The following is a 17,693-nucleotide window of genomic DNA, read 5'->3' as shown; positions in this document are numbered from 1 at the left end:
CTCGCGTTCGTGCGACAGCCGAGCACAGCGAGCCGCCCGCCGCGATGTTATCGATTGAACTTCACGCCGGATTTTGTCAGCGAGTGCCTGATAAATCGGTGTTCGACAACCTTCTCGACCTCACCGCGGCGCGAACAGACCTCAAGTTCCTTGAAATCGTACTCCTGTTGGATTCGTTTGCCGTACTTGTAGGCCTTTTTGGCGCTTGGCGCGGAGGCGAAGGCGAAGCGGTCGGTCGACGGCACGACGAGCCACGACGAAAGGAAATCGCTGTACTCGACCCGTAGGGACTCGAAGTGCTCGTTCCAGTAGATGTCGCCGACGCTGTTTGGGGTATCCCATCGCAGCGTGCAGGGATGGTGGTCGCTGGTCAGCTGTTTCGAGGCGGTTCGCATTGCCATCATCCGCCGGTCATGGCGGGAAAACACCGTTGCCTCGCTTGGATCCCGGCGGTACTCTCGGACGAGATAGCCGTCGTCGCTGGCGATAACCTCAAGCGGCTGTCTCGATGGCGGCAGATCGATCGTCCCGATCGCCTTCGGGATCGGCCCGGTTCGTTCCTCAAGCTCACCCTCGGACTCACCGCCGGGCACTGTCGGCCCCGATGGCCCGGTTGGGCCGCCGATGCCGCCGGGCTGACCCCCGCCGACCGGCGACGCGCGATCGGTTGTCACACCGGTATCGGCTGGCCGGCCGCCGTCGGCTGGCTGCACCGTTGGATCCGGGACATCGGCGATCGCGGCAGCGAGATCACGGATGGTTCTGAACCGATCCTGTTTGTCCGGCGCCATCGCCCGTTCGATCACCTGATCGAGTTCGGTCGGAAGCTCGGGACGGTGCTCGCTTGGCGGGGTCGGCCCGTCGACGACCGCCTGTGAGATCTCGATTTGGCTTCCCTCGTAGGGTGGCTCGCCGACCGCTAGCGTGTAGATGATCGCCCCGACCTGGTAGATGTCGGTCATCGAGTCAGGCTCGCCGAACTGGTCGGGGTGGAACTGCTCGGGTGCGCTGAAGGCGACCGAGACGCCGCTGTCGGTGCTGCCCTCTAAGGGTCGCGAGGAGGTGCCCCAGTCGGCGATCTTAGCGACATCCCACATGCCGGCCTCGGTCGTCCGGAACAACACGTTCTCCGGCTTGAGATCGAGATGCGAGATCCCCTCGTAGTGGGCGAGTTCGACCCCGCGGGCAATGCAGTCGATGATCCACTGCAACTCTGGGATCTCGTATGGCTCGCTTCGGCTCGCCAGCCGGTCGCCGAGCGAGCCGCCGTCCATGTACTCCATGGCGATCCACGGCAACTCCTCACCGGTGTCGATAACGCCGACAAGGTGTTCGTAGTCGGTGTAGAGCTGTTTTTCACGCTCTCGGGTATCGAGCTTTCGCCACGTCTGGGCCTCGCGAATAAACTCCTTGGCAGCCGACGCCGGCAGTGTTCGCTCCTCGTGGGTCGGCTCCTTGACCGCGACCACCCGCGGCTCAGCGTGTGTCGTCACCCTCGCCTTGTAGACGGTGGCGTGGCCGCCGCCGCCAAGCCGGTCGACGATCTGGAGGTCGTCGTACGTCAGCGACCGGCGTGGCGGACTCGCCACGGACGAGACATCCGGGCGACGCGACGGTGGCATGCCTCAACGTTAGGACTGGATTCGTATAGAGGTTAGCACTCCGACAGTGTTCAGCCCGACGCTCGGGCATAGAGCCCCTCGATCCGGTCGCTGAGGGCGGACAGTTCCGACTGCCATTCTTCATCTAACTCCTCTGTATGGTGGAGGCCGCCCGCCTTGCTGTCGAGGCGTCGCTCGATCTGTTCGACACGGGCGTGAATCTCCTCGTAGTCCGACGAGTCCAGCGGGTGTGAGGCAAGAAACGACTGGAGTTCGGCGATAACGCTCCGGCTTTCGGCAACCGAGTCCGTGCTGGCGGCTCGCAACGCGTTGGCTAGCGTTCTGGCGTGGGCGGCCGGGCTGACGCCAGCGGCCTGCTCGGCTGCTGGACTGCGTTGAGAGCCCTCACGCTCGACAGTAGCCTGCAGCGTGAGACTGATGCCGATTGTCAGCCGACAGTCGTCGGTGATCGCGGCGGCGTCACCCGCCGTCAGCGTGTGGGTTCGGAGATTGGTGCTGAGGCTGACCGGATTCGTGCTCCCGTGGTTGCGGACGCTGATCCCGCGTGAGATCGGCGAGAGTTCAACCGGGGGTCGGCCCTCCGTCTTTCGTGAGACGGTTGCATCACGGACGCCGAGGTCGACGCGCTGACCGTCGGTTTCGGCTACGATCGTCTTGCTGCCGTCGCCGAGCCGGTAGATCCCCACCCGCGAGTCGATCGGCACGCGGGTCGGGGTTGCGTCCTCGCTGGCCGGATCCGACAACAGGTATCGCTTCATCCCCCATCCCACGCGTCCAAACTCGGGTCGGTTGCCTCGATGGCGGCTGTCAGGTGGGCCTGTGAGATCGGGACGACCGAGTCGGCATCCCGGGCCTCTTTCAGGGCGTTGCGTGCGGCTGTCGAGGCGATGATCTCGAGGTCGCTGGCAACGTAGCCATCGGTCTGTGCTTTGATCTCCTCCCAATCGATCTCGTCGGTGACGACCGGTCGATCCCGGAGATGAATCCGCAGGATCGCCGCCCGCGCCGTCGCATCCGGCGGTGGCACCTCGATGCGCTCGTCGAACCGCCGCCAGGCCGCGCCGTCGAGTTCCTCCGGCAGGTTTGTTGCGCCAACGACCACCACATCCTCGCCTTTCGTTTCAGACATCTCGGTGAGGAACTGGGTGATCATCTGGCTCTCGCTCATGGTTTTGTTTGTCGATCCGCTGCGCTCGGCGGCGATGGCGTCGATCTCATCGAGAAAGAGCAGACAGGGCTGGTTGTCGCGGGCGACCGCGAACAGGTCGGCCATGTTGTCGGCGGCCTCCCCGACCAGCGAGCTGGTGATATCTGAGGCTTGGGCGATGACAACGTTGTACCCCAACTCGCCGGCCAGTGCCTCCGTGATGTATGTCTTGCCGGTGCCCGGCGGGCCGTGTAGGAGGACGCCGTTGACGACGCCGAGATCGTACTCCTCGTACAACTCAGGCCGTTGCAGCGGGTCGATGACCTGATCTTTCAGCGTCTCCTTGAGGTCGGTCATCCCACCAACGTCGCTGAAATCCATCTCCGGTGGGGGTTCGAGAAACGTTTCGGGATCGGTGCCGGTGTCGTCGACATCGCCCCGTTGGTCGGCTGTGGTGCCGTCGCCGGTGGCTGTCGTCGTGGCCGCCGAACCACCGGTGCTGCCACCACCCTCGTCGACAAGCGGCTTGTCGCTTTCGAGCCGTTCGGCCGCGGTTGCAAGATTGGCCGCCAACTCCTTGCGCTCGGTGGCCAGCCGTGGGTTGGTTTCGAGGTCAGCGAGATCCTCAAGCACGCCGACACACTGCCGGTAGTAGCGGGCGGCCGCTGACGGCTGGCCCTCCTCGCGGGCGGCCTCGGCGTGGCTCCGGTAGCGCTCGTACTCGGATTCGAGGTGGCTCTTCTGGGCACTCCGCTTCAGCGACATGGGTTAGAGGCTTGGCTCGCTGTCCTCGATGTCGACATCGAAGTCATCCGGCTCGACCTCGACGGTGTCGTCGATATCGACCTGTTCGTGGTTGATGTCGCCGGCGGCCATCTCTTCCATGAGCTCTATCTCCTCGTCGGCCCCGGTTTCGAGATCCTGGTCGAGGATCTCAACATCGAGGGCCTCCTGTACCTGCTTCATATCCTCGATCTCAAGCCCGAATTCGGCCATCTGATCCATCACTTCTCGTTGGAGTTCTTGGGCGTTGAGTTCGTCATCGAAGAGGTGATCGAGTTCGTAGGACTCGCCGTCGCCGTTGTGCATCGCCAACACCTCACGCATCCCCTCGATGGAGATGACGGTGCCGAGCTTGATGCTGTTAGTTTTGTGTTTTTTCTTTTTGACCTCGTATTTTTTCTTCTCGAATTTGGCCTTTTGGGCGTACTGCTGGCGGCGGAACTCATCGGCCTCCGCGCCCTTTTGGAGCAGCTTTTGATACCGCTCGGCGTGTTTGTCCATCTCGGATTCGATCTGTCTGAGGCTCTGTTCGAGTTTCGTCTTATCCTTCCGGAGCTCAGTCCGACTGTAGACGCTTTCATCGAGTAGCGTCGCCGTGTCGGCGGTGCCGAACCGCTCTTGTACCCACGATCGAATGTCCATTATCTTCCTCTATGGATTCGAGGTATAATGCCTTTTGCCCATGGGTAAGGGGTTAGCGGTCGCGCATGCTGCTATATCGGGATCTCAGTCGTCGTGATAGCGCGATGGCCAGCTCATGGCACACCTGGACTAAACTCGTCTGGCGTCCGCAACTGAAGGGGCCGCTCCAACAGTGAACCTATTAGTGAGGAAAACATACATTTATGAGACTATCAGGCGTCTCATGATCTTCCCCTCGACTCCCCTGTTGGTTCAGGGACGGCCGTCGTCGCCGCCATCGACAGCGGCGCGTGGGAGATCGTCGGCGACACCGCCGGCGGGGACGCCCCAAGCTACCCTCCATTCGCGGCTGCCGGTCGTCCGGCCGGCCGCTCCTACCGCTTTCGTATGACCGACTGTCAAGACTGGCTCACCGAGCTCACTCACGCCGCCGATCGCATCCTCAACGAGGATCTCGCCGCCCTCCAGCGGATGCCGGAGCTTGCCAGACTCGACCGGTATGAATCGATCACACGCGACGAGGAGGCTCTCCGCTGGGAGTTCACCAAGGAGTGCAACGGGTTTCTGACCAGCAGCGAGGAGGATCGACTGCGCGGCGAACTCCGCCTCGCGCGGTTGCTGTTGGCGGCGAGCTTCTACGCCGAGGGCGAGGTGCCGGAATCGATCGCTGATGACTTCATCGAGCCGGAGCTCCAGGCTGTCGTCGACTTCGATCGCTTCAAACGGTTCGATACGCTGGATGAATCGCAACTCGAAGCGCGTATCCAGCGATTAGACGGGGAGGTGACCGAGTTGCTGGAGACGTACGCCGACTCGACGGTCGCCAACATCGACGCCCTGCTGGAAAACCCGGATGTCCAACAGGATGTGATTGACCGCCTGCTCGACCGGTATGAGGAACGTCGCGAGCGTGTTCGCCAGGCGATCTTCCTCTATGCTGAGACCCACGGCCTCGACACCCTTGGCGGTGACCTCGCACTCGACGACGTCGAGCAACCCGCGGAACCCGGCGGTCGCTCGACCGATGCCACCGGCGGGGCAGGCGCTGCTGCCCTCGCTGCCGACGCCAGTGATCAATCAGCCGATAGCACCGGTAAATCGCCGACTGACACCCGGCCTGCGGCTACGGCCGCCGACAGCGACACCGTCACCGCCGCGACCGCCCGGCTTTTCGAGTTGGATTATCTCGGCCGCTTCGAGACCTCGATGCAGGAGGCAGACCTGATCCACTTGCCTGATGGGTCGTTTTCGGTTCCTGATGACTACTGGGCGGGTCGTTGTAGCCGCCGAAACGAACGTGATCGCATGGCTGACCTCCTCGATACGAACGGTGGCGACGTGGCGGCCCATCCGGTCAACCCGACGGCGCGCTATGCGATCACCGACTCGAAGTACTTCGGCCTCACCAGCGAGACGCGGATGGTCATCGAGGCGACGGTCTACTCCCACCTCACCCAGCACGCCAGCGAAGGCGTCGATGCAACCCCGGCCGGCGTCGATGACCTCGTCGCCATCGTCGGTGAGACGGTCGATGAGGCGGCCGACCGCGCAGCCCCGTCGCTGCTTGGGATCGCCTCGCCAACCGGCTGGACAGATCGTGTTATTAGCCACGTGCAGGACGATGATCTCAGCCGAACACATTACGGCCCGCACGTGAGCGTCTGCCTGATCGATCTCCAGCGCGGCGACCTCATCTACGATTCGACCGATTCTGTCGTCAGCGAAAACGCCGACCTCTTTGAGCGCGCGGTGCAGGCAGACGCTGTCGCCGACTGCGTTGACACTCTCCGGGCCCAGTACTTGGAGGGACTTGGCCGAGAAACGCTTCTGCTTACTGCTGCCACCGAGGAAACGGGGTATGACCGCCACGTCGTCAGACAGGCCTTCTCCCGCTTGGAAGCCGACGACGAGGGCGAAGTGTTCTCGATCGACGAGGACGGCGTTGCCTTCGAGTTCCGGTAGCGGTCAGCGTAACCTCCGTCGAACGACTACGCTTCGCTGTCAGTGTCGTCGTTGTTTTCGGTGTCGTTGTTGCTGTCCGTGCTGTCGTCATCGACTCCATCAGCTGGGTCGCTGTCGTCGATCCCGTTGTTGTCGCTGTCAGCGTCCGCGCCACGCTCGTCGCTGTTGTCGCCGAGTGCCGGTAGCTCGATCCGCACGGTTGTTCCGGCGTCGGTCTCGAAGGCAAGGTCGCCGTTGAGCGCGTCGACACCCCATTTGAGCTGCCACAGTCCCAGCCCCCGACCGTGCTGGAGGTCGGTTTCGGTGCCGGCCGCAAGCGAGTCGAGTTCTGCCGCCGGGATCCCCGGGCCGTCGTCGCTGATGACGACACGACACCCCGCCGGCGTCGATGTGACCGACACCTGAACCGTCGAATCGGCGTACTTGACCGCGTTTTCCAGCGGACTCACCAGCGTCGTTCGGAGCGTTTCGGCGTCTGTTCGGAGCTCCGCGGTGGCTGGCAGCGTAGTTTCGATGGTGGTCTCATTCTCTTCCGTGTCTACACTCTCAAGCAACTCGTTGATGACGGCGACCACATCAACGGTGGTCGGATTGGGATCGCGTGCCACCAACTGATCGATTCGTCGGGCGCGACTTCCGAGGGTCGCCAGCCGATCGGCTGCGGTCAACACCGCCTCGGCGTGGTCGCCCTCGGTGTGGTCGGCCAGCCGCTCGGCGTGGCCCTTGATCACATCAAGCCGGTTCCGGAAGTTATGCCGGAGCAGTCGGTTAAACACCGTCAGCCGTTGCTCACGACGCTGTCGCTCGGTGATGTCGCGAGCGTTGATCAACACTGCCGGTTCGCCGTCGTGGATGATCTTTGAGCCGGTGGCTTCGATGCGGCGTCGCTGGCCGGTCTTCGTTTCGATATCGTGGACGTACTGATCGGCCGGGTTTGCATCGGTAAGCACGCGCTGGGCCTGCTCGTGGGCCCCAGCGAGATCCTCCTCGACAACGAGATTGGCATACGACATGCCAACCAACTCTTCGCGGCTGTAGCCGGTGATGTCGGCCAATCGATCGTTGACGAAGACGAGTGATTCGCCGTGGACGACCGCGATCCCGTCTTTGCTCTGTTCGACCAGCGTGGAGTACCGCTGGCGTTCGGTCTCCAGTTCGTTGATAAACCGCCGGAGATCGCCGCGCATGTCGGCCATCGCTGTCCCGATCCGGCCGGGGATCGCCGCCTCGAAGGCGTCGTCGTCGAACGCCTGCCGAGAGAGGGCGTCGGCTTGGCTGGCGATCGTCTCGATGTAGGCTTTCGTGTTGCGGAATGCTGTCCGGAGGTCGCCGATCTCATCCTCGCGGCCCTCGTCTTCGATCTCGACAGCCAACTCCCCGTCGGCGATGGCGTCGGCCTGCCTCGCCAGCCGCTGGATCGAGCGGATCGGGCCGCGTTGGATCACCACGCCGATCAGCAGAAATCCAAGCAGGGTGATGCCGACGAGCGTCGTCAGATCGCCACGGATCGACTCGCTGACCGCAAGCGCGTTCTGCCGTGGGGCTTCCTTGACAACGACCCAATCGACAGCCTCGCCGGGGACACTGTGGTAGCCTTTAACGCTGTTTTCGGTTAGTACAGAGCCGTTTAATTCGGCACCGGGGTCGGTATCGAGGATGCGGTTCCCGATCGTCGTATTCGCGCGGTCGCCCTCGTAGGGGGTGATAACGTTCGTCTCGTTTTCGTCAAACAGGACAAAGGCGGTAAAGCCACCCAGCACCTGCGTTTTGGTTCCATCGATGACGCTGGTAAACGATTCGGCCTGTATGTCGGTTCGGTACTCGCCGACAAGGACGTGGTCGCCGTCGGGTGTTGGCGATGCAACAGCGACGAGTGCCGCATCATCTTCGTTGGTGTACACCCACGAAAGGATCACGTCATCAGTGCTGTCGAAATTGAAGCCGACCGTCGGCTTCCAGTTGACATCGGTCACAGACAGCGATCGGCCGACATAGGTCGGCTCCGTGCTGGCAAGGATCTGTTCGTCGGTGCCTTCCGAAAACGTCGCTGGACTGCGTTCGACCACCGACAGCGTTGCCACCTCCGCCGACAACGCCTCGCGTTCACGCGCCAGGACGGCCGCCGTCTCCTCGGGTGCCGCCGGGTCGAGTCCCCGGTGACTTGAGAGGGCTCGAATCGTCTGTTGGTTGCCCTCGATCCACTGGGCGAGGGCGTTGGCCTCTAGTTCCGCGTTCGTCTCCATCGAGTACAGTTGCTCGTCTCTGACGTTGTCGGTCACGTCGATGACGGTCGTTGCACTGAACGCGGTAATCAGTAGGCCGATGAGTAGCGCGCCGCCAAGCAGTTTCAGCGCGTACCGCGAGCGGATTGACTCGGGGAGCAACGATTCGATAGCCATGCGGGGTTACGCGCCGGGTGGGGTGGATCTCCCCTCGGCGTCCATACGTCGTGTATCCGAACCCCACATCTTAACGCTTGGTCATGCCGACTCACTCGGCACTACGCACTCATCGGTCTCAACTCGCTCACGACAGCAATGCGCCGTCCGGGAATTGAACCGGAGCCAGACGGTCACCCTCGCCGTGCTCGGGTGTTGCGACTGGCAGGGTTCAATTCCGTGCCGATTTCGTCGTTCGCTTCGCTCACAACAGCATGCGCCGTCCGGGAATTGAACCCGGGCAGAGCCTTGGGAAGGCTCTGTCCTACCACTGGACCAACGGCGCGCTCGATCCATCGCTACTGTGCGACGACGCATAAATCTCTTCTTTCACCGCTTCTGTGATCGCCTTCGAGCGGCGTGTAGAATAACGCAATCTCGGCGGTCGCTGCGTTGCCTTTGGCAGAAATTCTCCTGGAATCGATTGCCAGCAGCACACGTGTCCACAAACTGGGGGTAGTACAAGCCTATTTGACGATGCCGACCAATACGTCTGATATGTCTACCACTCCCGCCCCTGTTTTGTCCGAGAGCGCGCCGCTCGACCTCCGGTTTTCGGCATCCGAACTCGACACCGTCAGCGAGACGCTCACCTCGTTTATCGAGGATACCGTCGACGACGCCAACGCCGAGGGTGCGACCCTCGGCCTCTCAGGTGGGATCGACTCGACGACGACCGCCTACCTCGCGGTCGAAGCACTCGGAACTGATGGCCTCCATGGACTCGTCATGCCCAGCGAGGTCAACGACCCAGACAACATGAGCGACGCCGAGCGCGTCGCCGAGGAGTTGGGTATCGAATACGATGTCATCGAGATCCAACCGATCGCCGAGCAGGTCTTTGAGGCTGTGCCGACCGCGACCGAGGATCGGATGGCGATGGGCAACGTCTACGTTCGCACGCGAGCCGTACTCAACTATTTTGTCGCCAACGCCAACGATCGGGTTGTCCTCGGCACCGGCAACCGCGCGGAGGCGATGACCGGCTACTTCACGAAGTACGGCGACCAGGCCGTCGACTGTAATCCGATCGGCGGGCTCTACAAACAACAGGTGCGACAGCTTGCTGACTCCCTGGGTGTCCCCGCTGATCTCGTCGCGCAGACGCCAACCGCCGGTATGTGGGACGGCCAGACCGATGAGGAGGAACTCGGGCTCGATTACGATACCGTGGACGCAATTCTCGCACTCCACATCGATGGCCCGCTGTCGACGGCGGCGACGCTCCGCGCACTCGACGGCGTCGATCACGACCAGATCCGGCGTGTCAAATCGCTCGTCGAAGGCAGCAAACACAAGCGTTCCATGCCGCCGGCCCCCGATCCGCTTGGGGAGTAATCACGCTGTTGGCGCCCCATGACGACTGCTCACGCACCGAACGTCCCAACGTGCTGGTAGATAGCGACGACGAAAGCGGTAAACCATCCCCTTGCTAATCGGCGGGCAATGAAGGAGTACAAGATGCGCCGCGGGGAGCATCTCGATGATCGCATCCCCGACCTCAAGGCAACGATCGAATCGTACTTCGGCACCGTCGCCGGCACCGAAGAGCACAATGGCCACGAACTGTACGTCGTCGAGGAGCCAGACAACGCCGTCTTCGAGCGTATTCTCGCGGGGGCCGCCGAATACAGCAGCAAGAAGGACAAGATCGCTGTCCACTTCGAGGAGCGACCGGCCGAGGAGGTCATTGCCGCCGGTGAGGCCGACGCCGCTGAGGAGGCCGTCTCGCTGAAAAACGAGTTCCTGCTTGAGGCGACGGGCCGTGACGCGAAATCCCGGCGTGAGTCGCTGAAACGAGAGGTCGAAGACGACGCCCCTGACTACTGATCGCGCTTTGATGTGCCGCGGCAGCGACCGACCCGCACAGAGTAAAAACACCCTAATTAAGTGCGGTCGCTCCCCGAGGTCAGGTGATGGCCGTCTACGTGGGTGTCGACCTCGGGGCGACGAATATCCGGGCTGTTGTCGCCGACGGCTCGGCGACTATCCTTGGGAGTGCCATGGCCGAAACGCCGCGCGGGCCAACAGGCATCGCGGTCACCGAGGCGATTCTGGAGTTGATCCGGGAGGCCTGCGGGCAAGCCGGCGTCACACCCGGCACCGCGACCGCCTGCGGGATCGGCTCGATCGGGCCGCTGGATCTCGCCGCGGGCGTCGTCGAAAACCCGGCAAACCTCCCGGATCGGATCGACCGTATTCCGCTCACCGGTCCGATATCAAAGCTGTTGGCGACCGACGACGTGTATCTTCACAATGACACGATCGCGGGTGTCATCGGCGAGCGATTCCACAGCGAGCGCAACCCCGACGATATGGTGTATCTCACCATCTCCTCGGGGATCGGTGCGGGCGTCTGTGTCGACGGCACTGTCATCGCCGGCTGGGACGGCAACGCCGGCGAGGTCGGCCACATGACACTCGACCCGCAGGGATTCATGACCTGTGGCTGTGGCCACGACGGCCACTGGGAAGCCTACTGCTCAGGCAACAACATCCCTCGCTATGCCGAGCGCCTCCACGCTGAGGATCCGATCGAGACCGCCCTCCCGCTGGATGACCCTGATTTTTCCGCGGCTGAGCTCTTTGATCACGCTGGCGAGGACGAGTTTGCCGATCACGTTATCGACCAACTCGGGCACTGGAACGCGATGGGCGTCGCCAATATCATCCACGCCTATGCCCCGCTCGTGATCAACGTCGGCGGCGCGGTCGCGCTCAACAACCCCGAGTTGGTGTTAGATCCCATCCGCGACCGCCTCGATGAGATGGTGATGACGAATATTCCCGAAGTTAATCTCACCGATCTCGGCGACGATGTCGTCGTCAAGGGCGCGGTCGCCAGCGCGCTCACCGGCGGGACAGGCGACCGCTCGAAGCTCTGAGCCGGAGTCGTTCACGATTATTCGCCGGTGTTGGAACTGCTGGAACCGCAACTTACCCATACATTGAGCCCATAGACGGAGCTATGTCCGACGAGAGCCTCAAATCCCGCGTTGAAACCTGGATGGTCAAACAGATGCCGATCATCCAGATGCATGGGGGACAAGCATGGTTCGAGAGGCCGACCCCGAGACCGGCCAGGTCGTCGTCGAACTCGGCGGCACCTGCTCTGGCTGTGGCATCTCGAATGTCACCGCCCAAAACATCAAGCGCGATATGTATATGGAGTTCGAGGAAATCGAGGATGTGCAGGTCAAAGTCCCCTCCACCGGCGACACCGGTGCCGACACGGTCGAAGGCGGCCGCGGCGGCGACGTGCAGTACTCCAACGAGTCGGCCGGCCACTTCTGAGTCCTCTGCGGGTCGCCAGCAACACCTCCAGATAGCTACGACAGCGATGTTTCCAACGCGGTCGCAACGGCTCTCGCTTTCTCAGCCAGTTCCTCGCTAATCTCCCCCGCGTCGACAGCCCCGTCGAGTTCGTCGTCGTCGACGCGCTCGACGGTGCCATCGGGGTATTTCAACACGTCGACATGGAGGTCGATGTAGCGAACGCCGTCCGGAAAACATTCCAGCGGCGTACAGACGTTGACATAGGTGCCGATGAGGTCGTCGTCGCGGTCGCGGTAGACGGTCGGATACCACCACCGGCCCTCCTGGAACGTTGTCGTCGCGGTGTCGCCGTCGGATCGCGGCACGTCCAGCCCATCGTAGCGGCCGCCACCGGAGAGTTCGCGGACGAGCGTGATCGAGTCGGCGTCCCGTTCGGTCACAGTGCCAGAGCCGAGGCTGAACAGCCGGCCGTCGGGCTTGCCGTGGTTGATGTCGATCTCGTCGCCGACGGCTGGCCCGAAGTTGTCGGCGACGACTCCAAAGGGAAATTCGGCGTCAGTGTCGCCGAGGTCGGCCGTCGAACAGAGCGATTCGACGAAGTCGACCGCCGCGCTCGCGCCGTCGCTGCCGGCTTTGATCCGGTGGTGGCCGGCCATCGTGTCGGTCACCTCGCGGCGAATGCCATCGAGGGCGAACCGTGACTCACGGCCGAACCAACACCACGTGCCGGCTCGCTGGCTGAACACTTCCTGCGGTGTAGCATTTCCATCTGCACCTCCAGCATCGCCACCAGTGTCGTCAGCCAGCTTCCTCGGCGACAGTCTCCGCCTGTGTGGTCGCCGTCTCCAGTGCCGCCCGTAGCTCGTCCATCGACGCCTCGGTCGCGGCGTGCTGCCACTGAATCCGCCAGCCCTCGGGCGCGTCGATCTCCAGCAACTCGGCCATCCCGAGGAGTTCGCGGGCGGCAGCGTCGTCATGGCTGTCGACGGTCGGTGAGCCGTCCTCAGGAAGCAGGGTCACGAGATCAGTCGAGACCCGAATCCCGCCGCCAAGTTGGCGGCGACTGTCTCCCCACGGCGGTGTCGACTCACGAACCTGCACCCGAACCATATCGCCGGTGTCGATGTGGTTTTCGACCGCCGCAAAGGGGAGATAGCCCTCGGTCGAACCAAGGTCGACGATTGCCCCGCGGCCCGTGGTGTCGGTGACCTGCCCATCGACGACCGCGCCAACCGGGGTTGGATCGCGCCACCAGCAGGTGTCGATCCCGATGTCGGCGAGGCGGCTCGTTAGCGGCTCAACCGCCGCGGGCGCGCCGGCAACGCCGACGCCCTGTCGGTCGGCTGTTGTCTCGATGGCGACATCGTGACCGCCGCTCTCGAAGTCGGCGTCGAACCGGCGTTCGATCGGTGCTGAGGCGTCGACGACCGTCCAGCCGGCATCGAGCGCCAGCTTCGTCAGTGCGGTCGTGTAGATCCCGCGAATCCGGACGCGTCGGTCGTCTCCGGTCGACTCACTCATCGCTGCCTCCGGACGTGTGCATACTGGGTTGTAGGTCGTGACGGCGTTTGAAATGTTGTTGGTTCCTGCCCGGTTCTCGCGGGGCGACACCACGGCCAAGTTATTATGTCCCGGCGTGGCGAACACCGAGGTATGTATGACACGATCCTTGTTCCGACCGATGGCAGCGAGCCCGCGGGCGCGGCTGTCGATCACGCCGTCGACCTCGCCGCCAACTCCGGGGCGACGCTACACGCGCTCTCGGTCGTCGACAGCTCGGCGTACGCCTCACTCGATGTGAGCTCCGAGCAGGTACTCGACAGCCTGGAAACCCGCGCTGGAGAGGCCACTGAGACCATCGCCGAGACCGCTGCCGATGCCGGTGTTGAGGCCGTCACCGAGGTCTCGGTCGGCTCGCCACACGAGCAGATCACCGACTACGCCGAGGCTGTCGATGCGGATCTCATCGTCATGGGCACCCACGGTCGAACCGGCCTCGATCGCTTCCTGCTTGGCAGTGTCACCGAACGTGTTGTCCGCGCCGCGCCCTGTCCGGTGTTGACCGTGCGAGCCGCGGAGTCCTGAGGATGCGGCTGTTCCCCGCTAGCCGATCGGTGATCAGTGATGCGTGACTGGCTCTCCCACCGCGCGGCGGCAACCCCCGATGAGCTCGCGCTGATCGACGCCGACAGCGACACCCGGTGGTCATACAGCGGCCTTGACGCCGCTGTCGACGAAACCGCCGGCCGACTGGCCAACCTCGGGGTCGACGCCGGCGACCAGGTCGGTACCCTGCTGCCGCGCACCTTTCTTGGCGTCTGTCTCCTCCATGCGGCTCAGCGACTTGGCGTCACACTCGTTCCGCTGAACCACCGGTTGACAGCCGAGGAGCTTGCCGCCCAAATCGACCAACTGGAGCTCACGCTCGTCGTCTGTGATATCGACACCGAACCGGTTGCCGTTGAGGCGGTTGAGGAGGTGCCGATCGCCTCGGTCGATGAGCCACAGTGGGCGGCCGTCAAATCGTTCAAGGATGTCGAGCCCGCGGCGATCGAGCCCGTCGAGTGGGAACGCGAGGAGCCACAGCTAATCGTTTTTACCTCCGGTTCGACCGGTCGACCAAAGCCGGTCGTGTTAACCATGGGGAATCTGCTTTCGAGTGCGATCGCCTCGGCGTTCCGGCTCGGCGTCGACCCGGCCGATCGCTGGCTGCTGACGCTGTCGCTGTATCACGTCGGCGGGATCGCCCCGATCTTCCGGTCGACGCTGTACGGGACGGCCGTCGTGGTTCGCTCCGACTTCGATCCCGGGCAGGCGGCCGACGATCTCGATCGCTACGACGTGACGGTGGTGTCGTTGGTTCCGACAATGCTCAAGCAAATGTTGGATCGCCGTGGGACGCTCTCGGATTCCCTGCGGGTCGTCCTCCTTGGCGGCGCGCCGGCCGATGACGCGCTGTTGCAGCGGTGTGAGAACTACTCGGTGCCGGTGCATCCGACCTACGGGATGACCGAAACCGCCTCCCAGGTAGCGACCGCTCGGCCAACCGACGCCTTCGACCGACCGGGGACTGTTGGCCGCCCGCTGTTGTGGACGGAGGTGACGGTACTCGGTGACGACGACGAACCGGTTGCGCCCGGCGAGTCGGGCGAACTCGTTGTTAGCGGGCCGACAGTGACCCCCGGCTACTACGGCGAGGATGGCGAGGCATTCTGCCCGTATGGGCTCCGCACCGGCGATATCGGCTACCGAACCGAGGACGGCTCACTGTTCATCGTCAACCGGATCGACGACCGGATCACCAGCGGCGGCGAAACGATCGATCCCGGTGCGATCGTCGCTGTGCTCACCGACCACGCTGCGATCGAGGCGGCGGCGGTCGTCGGGGTTCCCGACGAGCAGTGGGGTGAACGCGTGACTGCATTTGTCGTATCCACTGACGACGACCTGTCCGCCGAGGCCGTCGACAGCCACTGCCGGGAGCACCTTGCGGGATTCAAATGCCCGAAAACGATCGTCTTTGCCGACGAACTTCCCCGAACCGCCTCGGGATCGGTCGACCGACCGGCTGTTCGTGAGGCCGTGACTGCAGCCATCGAAAATGAGTCTGTCGCGGCCGAAGCCGACCCCGGTGACGACGGCGCGGATGAGACGGAACCCGCGATCGAGTCAGTAGATGCGGCCGCTGTCGACGATGATGCCGATGGCGAGCCAGGGGTCGCCGGCCGCCGACCGCCGTCGCCGATGTCGCCAGCCGAGAAGCCGACCACGACACCAACTGACACCGAGCCGATCCCCGATGCCGAATCCGATGTCGCGGACGACGTTTCGGCCGCTGTCGACGACGATGCTGTCGTTGATGCCGACGACGACGACGCCGCACCCGATGTCGACGACGATGCTACTGACAACAGCGACGGCGAGTAACCGCCAGCAGAAACCGAAACCCACACCCGCGGTCACCGACTGCGGTGGGACATGCAGGGTTCACAGGAGGTCGTCGTGCTCCGGTATGGCCACCGCCCCGGCCGCGACGACCGGATGACGACACACGTCGGGTTGACTGCCCGCGCCCTCGGTGCGGATCGCGTGATCTTCCCCGACAACGCCACCCAGGGAGCCGAAACCGTCGCCGACATCACCGACCGCTTCGGTGGCCCCTTTGAGATCGAGCAAACCGACAGCCAGGCGGCGGTCGTCCGCAATTGGGATGGCCCGATTGTTCATCTCACGATGTACGGGCTGCCGATCCAGGATGTCGAGGGTGAGATCCGAGCGGCTGTCGACACCGACCCGTTGCTCGTCGTTGTCGGCGGCGAGAAAGTCCCCTTCGATCTCTATGAACACGCCGACTGGAACGTTGGGGTGACCAATCAGCCCCACTCAGAGGTCGCCGGGCTGGCGGTGTTTTTGGATCGGTTCTTCGAGGGCCGAGAGTTAGACGCCGAGTGGGCCGATGCCGAGCGCACGGTGATCCCGAAAGCGACGGGCAAAACGGTCGTTTCTGACGACGACGTGGCTCCTGACGCGACCGACACCGACGGCGACTCGTAGCCGCGATCCCGGCGGGCTTCGATAGTCGGAGCTTTTAACCGAGTTCACCGCCGATTATTCCTCAATGGCTTTTGAGGAGTTACTGAACGATCCAGTCATCCAAAAATACCTCCACGAGCTGGTCGGCCCGGAAGGGATGCCGGTCGCCGCCGCGCCGCCGGAGGGTGAGGTGACCGACGAGGAGCTCGCCGAGGAACTCGATCTCGAACTCAACGACGTGCGCCGCGCGCTGTTTATTCTCTACGAGAACGACCTTGCCTCCTACCGCCGCGTCCGCGATGAGGACTCCGGTTGGCTCACCTATCTGTGGACTTTCCACTACGACAACATCCCCGAAAACCTCGAAGAGGAGATGGAACGCCTCCTGACCGCAATCGAGGAACGCGAGGAGTACGAGCGCACCCACGAGTTCTACCTCTGTGAGGTCTGTTCGATCCGCTTTGAGTTCGGTGAGGCGATGGATCAGGGGTTCCAGTGTCCGGAGTGTGCCTCCCCGCTTGAATCGATGGACAACGACGCGCTTGTCGAGGCGATGGAGGAACGCGGCGCGGCCCTCCGTGAGGAACTGAACGTCGAGATCCACGCGGACGCCGACTAAATGGTCGTCTTAGCTACCAAATGCTACGTCGAGGGCGACGCCCGCCAGCGAGCCCTGAAGAGCCTCGGCTCACTGCTCGACAACACTGTCGGCGACCTGCATGTCGATTACGAGATCGGCGTCCGCAGCGACGAGTTCGTCACGGTGACGGTCACCGGCGACGACGCGACCGCCGCCCGCAACGCCTTGCGGGCGGAGTGGGTGAGATCACCGACCACTTCGAGGTCGGCGAAACCTACACCGGCACGCTCGAATCCTGGGACGACGATGGGATCACCCTCGACGCCGGCGAGCAAATCCGGATCCCGGCCAGCGAACTTGGCCTCGGTCAGGGAACTCCCACTCAGATCCGCGAGCGGTTCGGTCTGGTTCAACATCTCCCAATGGAATTCGTCTACGGCGATCCCTCGCGGCTCGCCGACGATGAACGCGACCGCCTCTACGAGTGGCCGCGCGGCCCCGGTCGCGTCAACGTCAACAGCGCGACCCGCGGTGAGGTACGGGCAACCGTCAACCGCGCCGGCCACGCGCAAGATATCGTCACTGTCGAACGCCTCGGCTTACTCGAACAGTCAATCATCTGCGGTGAGGGCACCGATCCGCCAGGGCTGCTGGCGGCGATCGGTGACTACCTCCCGGCGGAACTTCGGGCTGTGATCGGCGACGACTAA

At 63.4% G+C, this 17,693-nt stretch carries 14 protein-coding genes, 1 tRNA gene and 3 pseudogenes; 10 read left to right on the top strand and 8 right to left on the bottom strand.

Going from position 1 to position 17,693, the window contains the following annotated elements; all coding sequences use genetic code 11:
- Nucleotides 1–47 precede the first annotated feature (47 nt).
- From ACFQJB_RS07895 to ACFQJB_RS07875, 5 genes are all read right to left on the bottom strand, one after another.
- Nucleotides 48–1,622: a serine/threonine-protein kinase gene (locus tag ACFQJB_RS07895; protein WP_379725899.1), complete on the bottom strand. Its 1,575-nt coding sequence runs from the start codon at nt 1,620–1,622 to the stop codon at nt 48–50.
- 50 nt (nt 1,623–1,672) lie between these two features.
- A complete protein-coding gene (locus tag ACFQJB_RS07890; protein WP_379725896.1) occupies nt 1,673–2,380 on the bottom strand; it encodes a hypothetical protein in 708 nt (235 codons plus the stop codon).
- Nucleotides 2,377–3,534, bottom strand: a complete 1,158-nt coding sequence (locus tag ACFQJB_RS07885) for an ATP-binding protein (RefSeq protein ID WP_379725893.1) — start codon at nt 3,532–3,534, stop codon at nt 2,377–2,379. Before ACFQJB_RS07885 ends, ACFQJB_RS07890 begins: the two co-directional genes overlap by 4 nt.
- Before the next feature lie 3 nt (nt 3,535–3,537).
- Nucleotides 3,538–4,194: a hypothetical protein gene (locus ACFQJB_RS07880; RefSeq protein WP_379725891.1), complete on the bottom strand. Its 657-nt coding sequence runs from the start codon at nt 4,192–4,194 to the stop codon at nt 3,538–3,540.
- Between the two features lie 252 nt (nt 4,195–4,446).
- Nucleotides 4,447–4,596 carry a hypothetical protein gene (locus ACFQJB_RS07875; RefSeq protein WP_379725888.1) on the bottom strand — a complete coding sequence of 50 codons (150 nt, stop codon included), beginning with the start codon at nt 4,594–4,596 and terminating at the stop codon, nt 4,447–4,449.
- On the opposite strand from ACFQJB_RS07875, the gene ACFQJB_RS07870 reads away from it, so the two are divergent.
- Entirely contained in the window at nt 4,582–6,156 is a 1,575-nt protein-coding gene (locus tag ACFQJB_RS07870; protein ID WP_379725885.1) for a hypothetical protein, read from the top strand. The two genes, ACFQJB_RS07875 and ACFQJB_RS07870, sit on opposite strands and share 15 nt — an antisense overlap.
- Nucleotides 6,157–6,182: 26 nt before the next feature.
- Here ACFQJB_RS07870 and ACFQJB_RS07865 read toward each other — a convergent pair whose 3' ends face one another.
- Nucleotides 6,183–8,555: a sensor histidine kinase gene (locus ACFQJB_RS07865; RefSeq protein WP_379725882.1), complete on the bottom strand. Its 2,373-nt coding sequence runs from the start codon at nt 8,553–8,555 to the stop codon at nt 6,183–6,185.
- A gap of 255 nt (nt 8,556–8,810) precedes the next feature.
- A tRNA-Gly gene (locus ACFQJB_RS07860) sits at nt 8,811–8,880 on the bottom strand.
- Nucleotides 8,881–9,092: 212 nt separating this feature from the next.
- On the opposite strand from ACFQJB_RS07860, the gene ACFQJB_RS07855 reads away from it, so the two are divergent.
- From ACFQJB_RS07855 to ACFQJB_RS07840, 4 genes and pseudogenes are all read left to right on the top strand, one after another.
- The gene (locus ACFQJB_RS07855) at nt 9,093–9,932 is read left to right on the top strand and encodes an NAD+ synthase (RefSeq protein ID WP_379725880.1); all 840 of its coding nucleotides are present in this window, start codon (nt 9,093–9,095) and stop codon (nt 9,930–9,932) included.
- Between the two features lie 108 nt (nt 9,933–10,040).
- Complete coding sequence (locus ACFQJB_RS07850; RefSeq protein WP_120102348.1) at nt 10,041–10,424, top strand: DUF5611 family protein; 384 nt, start codon at nt 10,041–10,043, stop codon at nt 10,422–10,424.
- An 86-nt stretch (nt 10,425–10,510) separates the two neighbouring features.
- Nucleotides 10,511–11,479: an ROK family protein gene (locus tag ACFQJB_RS07845; protein ID WP_379725877.1), complete on the top strand. Its 969-nt coding sequence runs from the start codon at nt 10,511–10,513 to the stop codon at nt 11,477–11,479.
- A gap of 83 nt (nt 11,480–11,562) precedes the next feature.
- A pseudogene (locus tag ACFQJB_RS07840) lies at nt 11,563–11,888 on the top strand (NifU family protein).
- A 35-nt stretch (nt 11,889–11,923) separates the two neighbouring features.
- Here the strand turns inward: ACFQJB_RS07840 and ACFQJB_RS07835 are convergent.
- Nucleotides 11,924–13,391: pseudogene (locus ACFQJB_RS07835) on the bottom strand (DUF402 domain-containing protein).
- Between the two features lie 132 nt (nt 13,392–13,523).
- Between ACFQJB_RS07835 and ACFQJB_RS07830 the strand changes: the two are divergent.
- From ACFQJB_RS07830 to ACFQJB_RS07810, 5 genes and pseudogenes are all read left to right on the top strand, one after another.
- Nucleotides 13,524–13,955 carry a universal stress protein gene (locus ACFQJB_RS07830; protein ID WP_379725874.1) on the top strand — a complete coding sequence of 144 codons (432 nt, stop codon included), beginning with the start codon at nt 13,524–13,526 and terminating at the stop codon, nt 13,953–13,955.
- A 39-nt stretch (nt 13,956–13,994) separates the two neighbouring features.
- Nucleotides 13,995–15,797, top strand: coding sequence for an o-succinylbenzoate--CoA ligase (menE, locus tag ACFQJB_RS07825; RefSeq protein WP_379725871.1), 1,803 nt, complete (start codon nt 13,995–13,997; stop codon nt 15,795–15,797).
- A 51-nt stretch (nt 15,798–15,848) separates the two neighbouring features.
- Nucleotides 15,849–16,424 (top strand): tRNA (cytidine(56)-2'-O)-methyltransferase, encoded by a 576-nt coding sequence (locus ACFQJB_RS07820; RefSeq protein WP_379725868.1) that lies wholly within the window; start codon nt 15,849–15,851, stop codon nt 16,422–16,424.
- Between the two features lie 64 nt (nt 16,425–16,488).
- Nucleotides 16,489–17,022, top strand: coding sequence for a transcription factor (locus tag ACFQJB_RS07815; protein WP_379725865.1), 534 nt, complete (start codon nt 16,489–16,491; stop codon nt 17,020–17,022).
- Nucleotides 17,023–17,693, top strand: a pseudogene (locus ACFQJB_RS07810) (DUF2110 family protein). It begins immediately after the preceding gene.

The sequence above is a fragment of the Halonotius sp. GCM10025705 genome (genome assembly GCF_042662885.1).
Classification (GTDB): domain Archaea; phylum Halobacteriota; class Halobacteria; order Halobacteriales; family Haloferacaceae; genus Halonotius; species Halonotius aquaticus.
The sequence above is the reverse complement of the archived record's forward strand: the minus strand, read 5'-3'. Positions and strand labels throughout refer to the sequence as shown.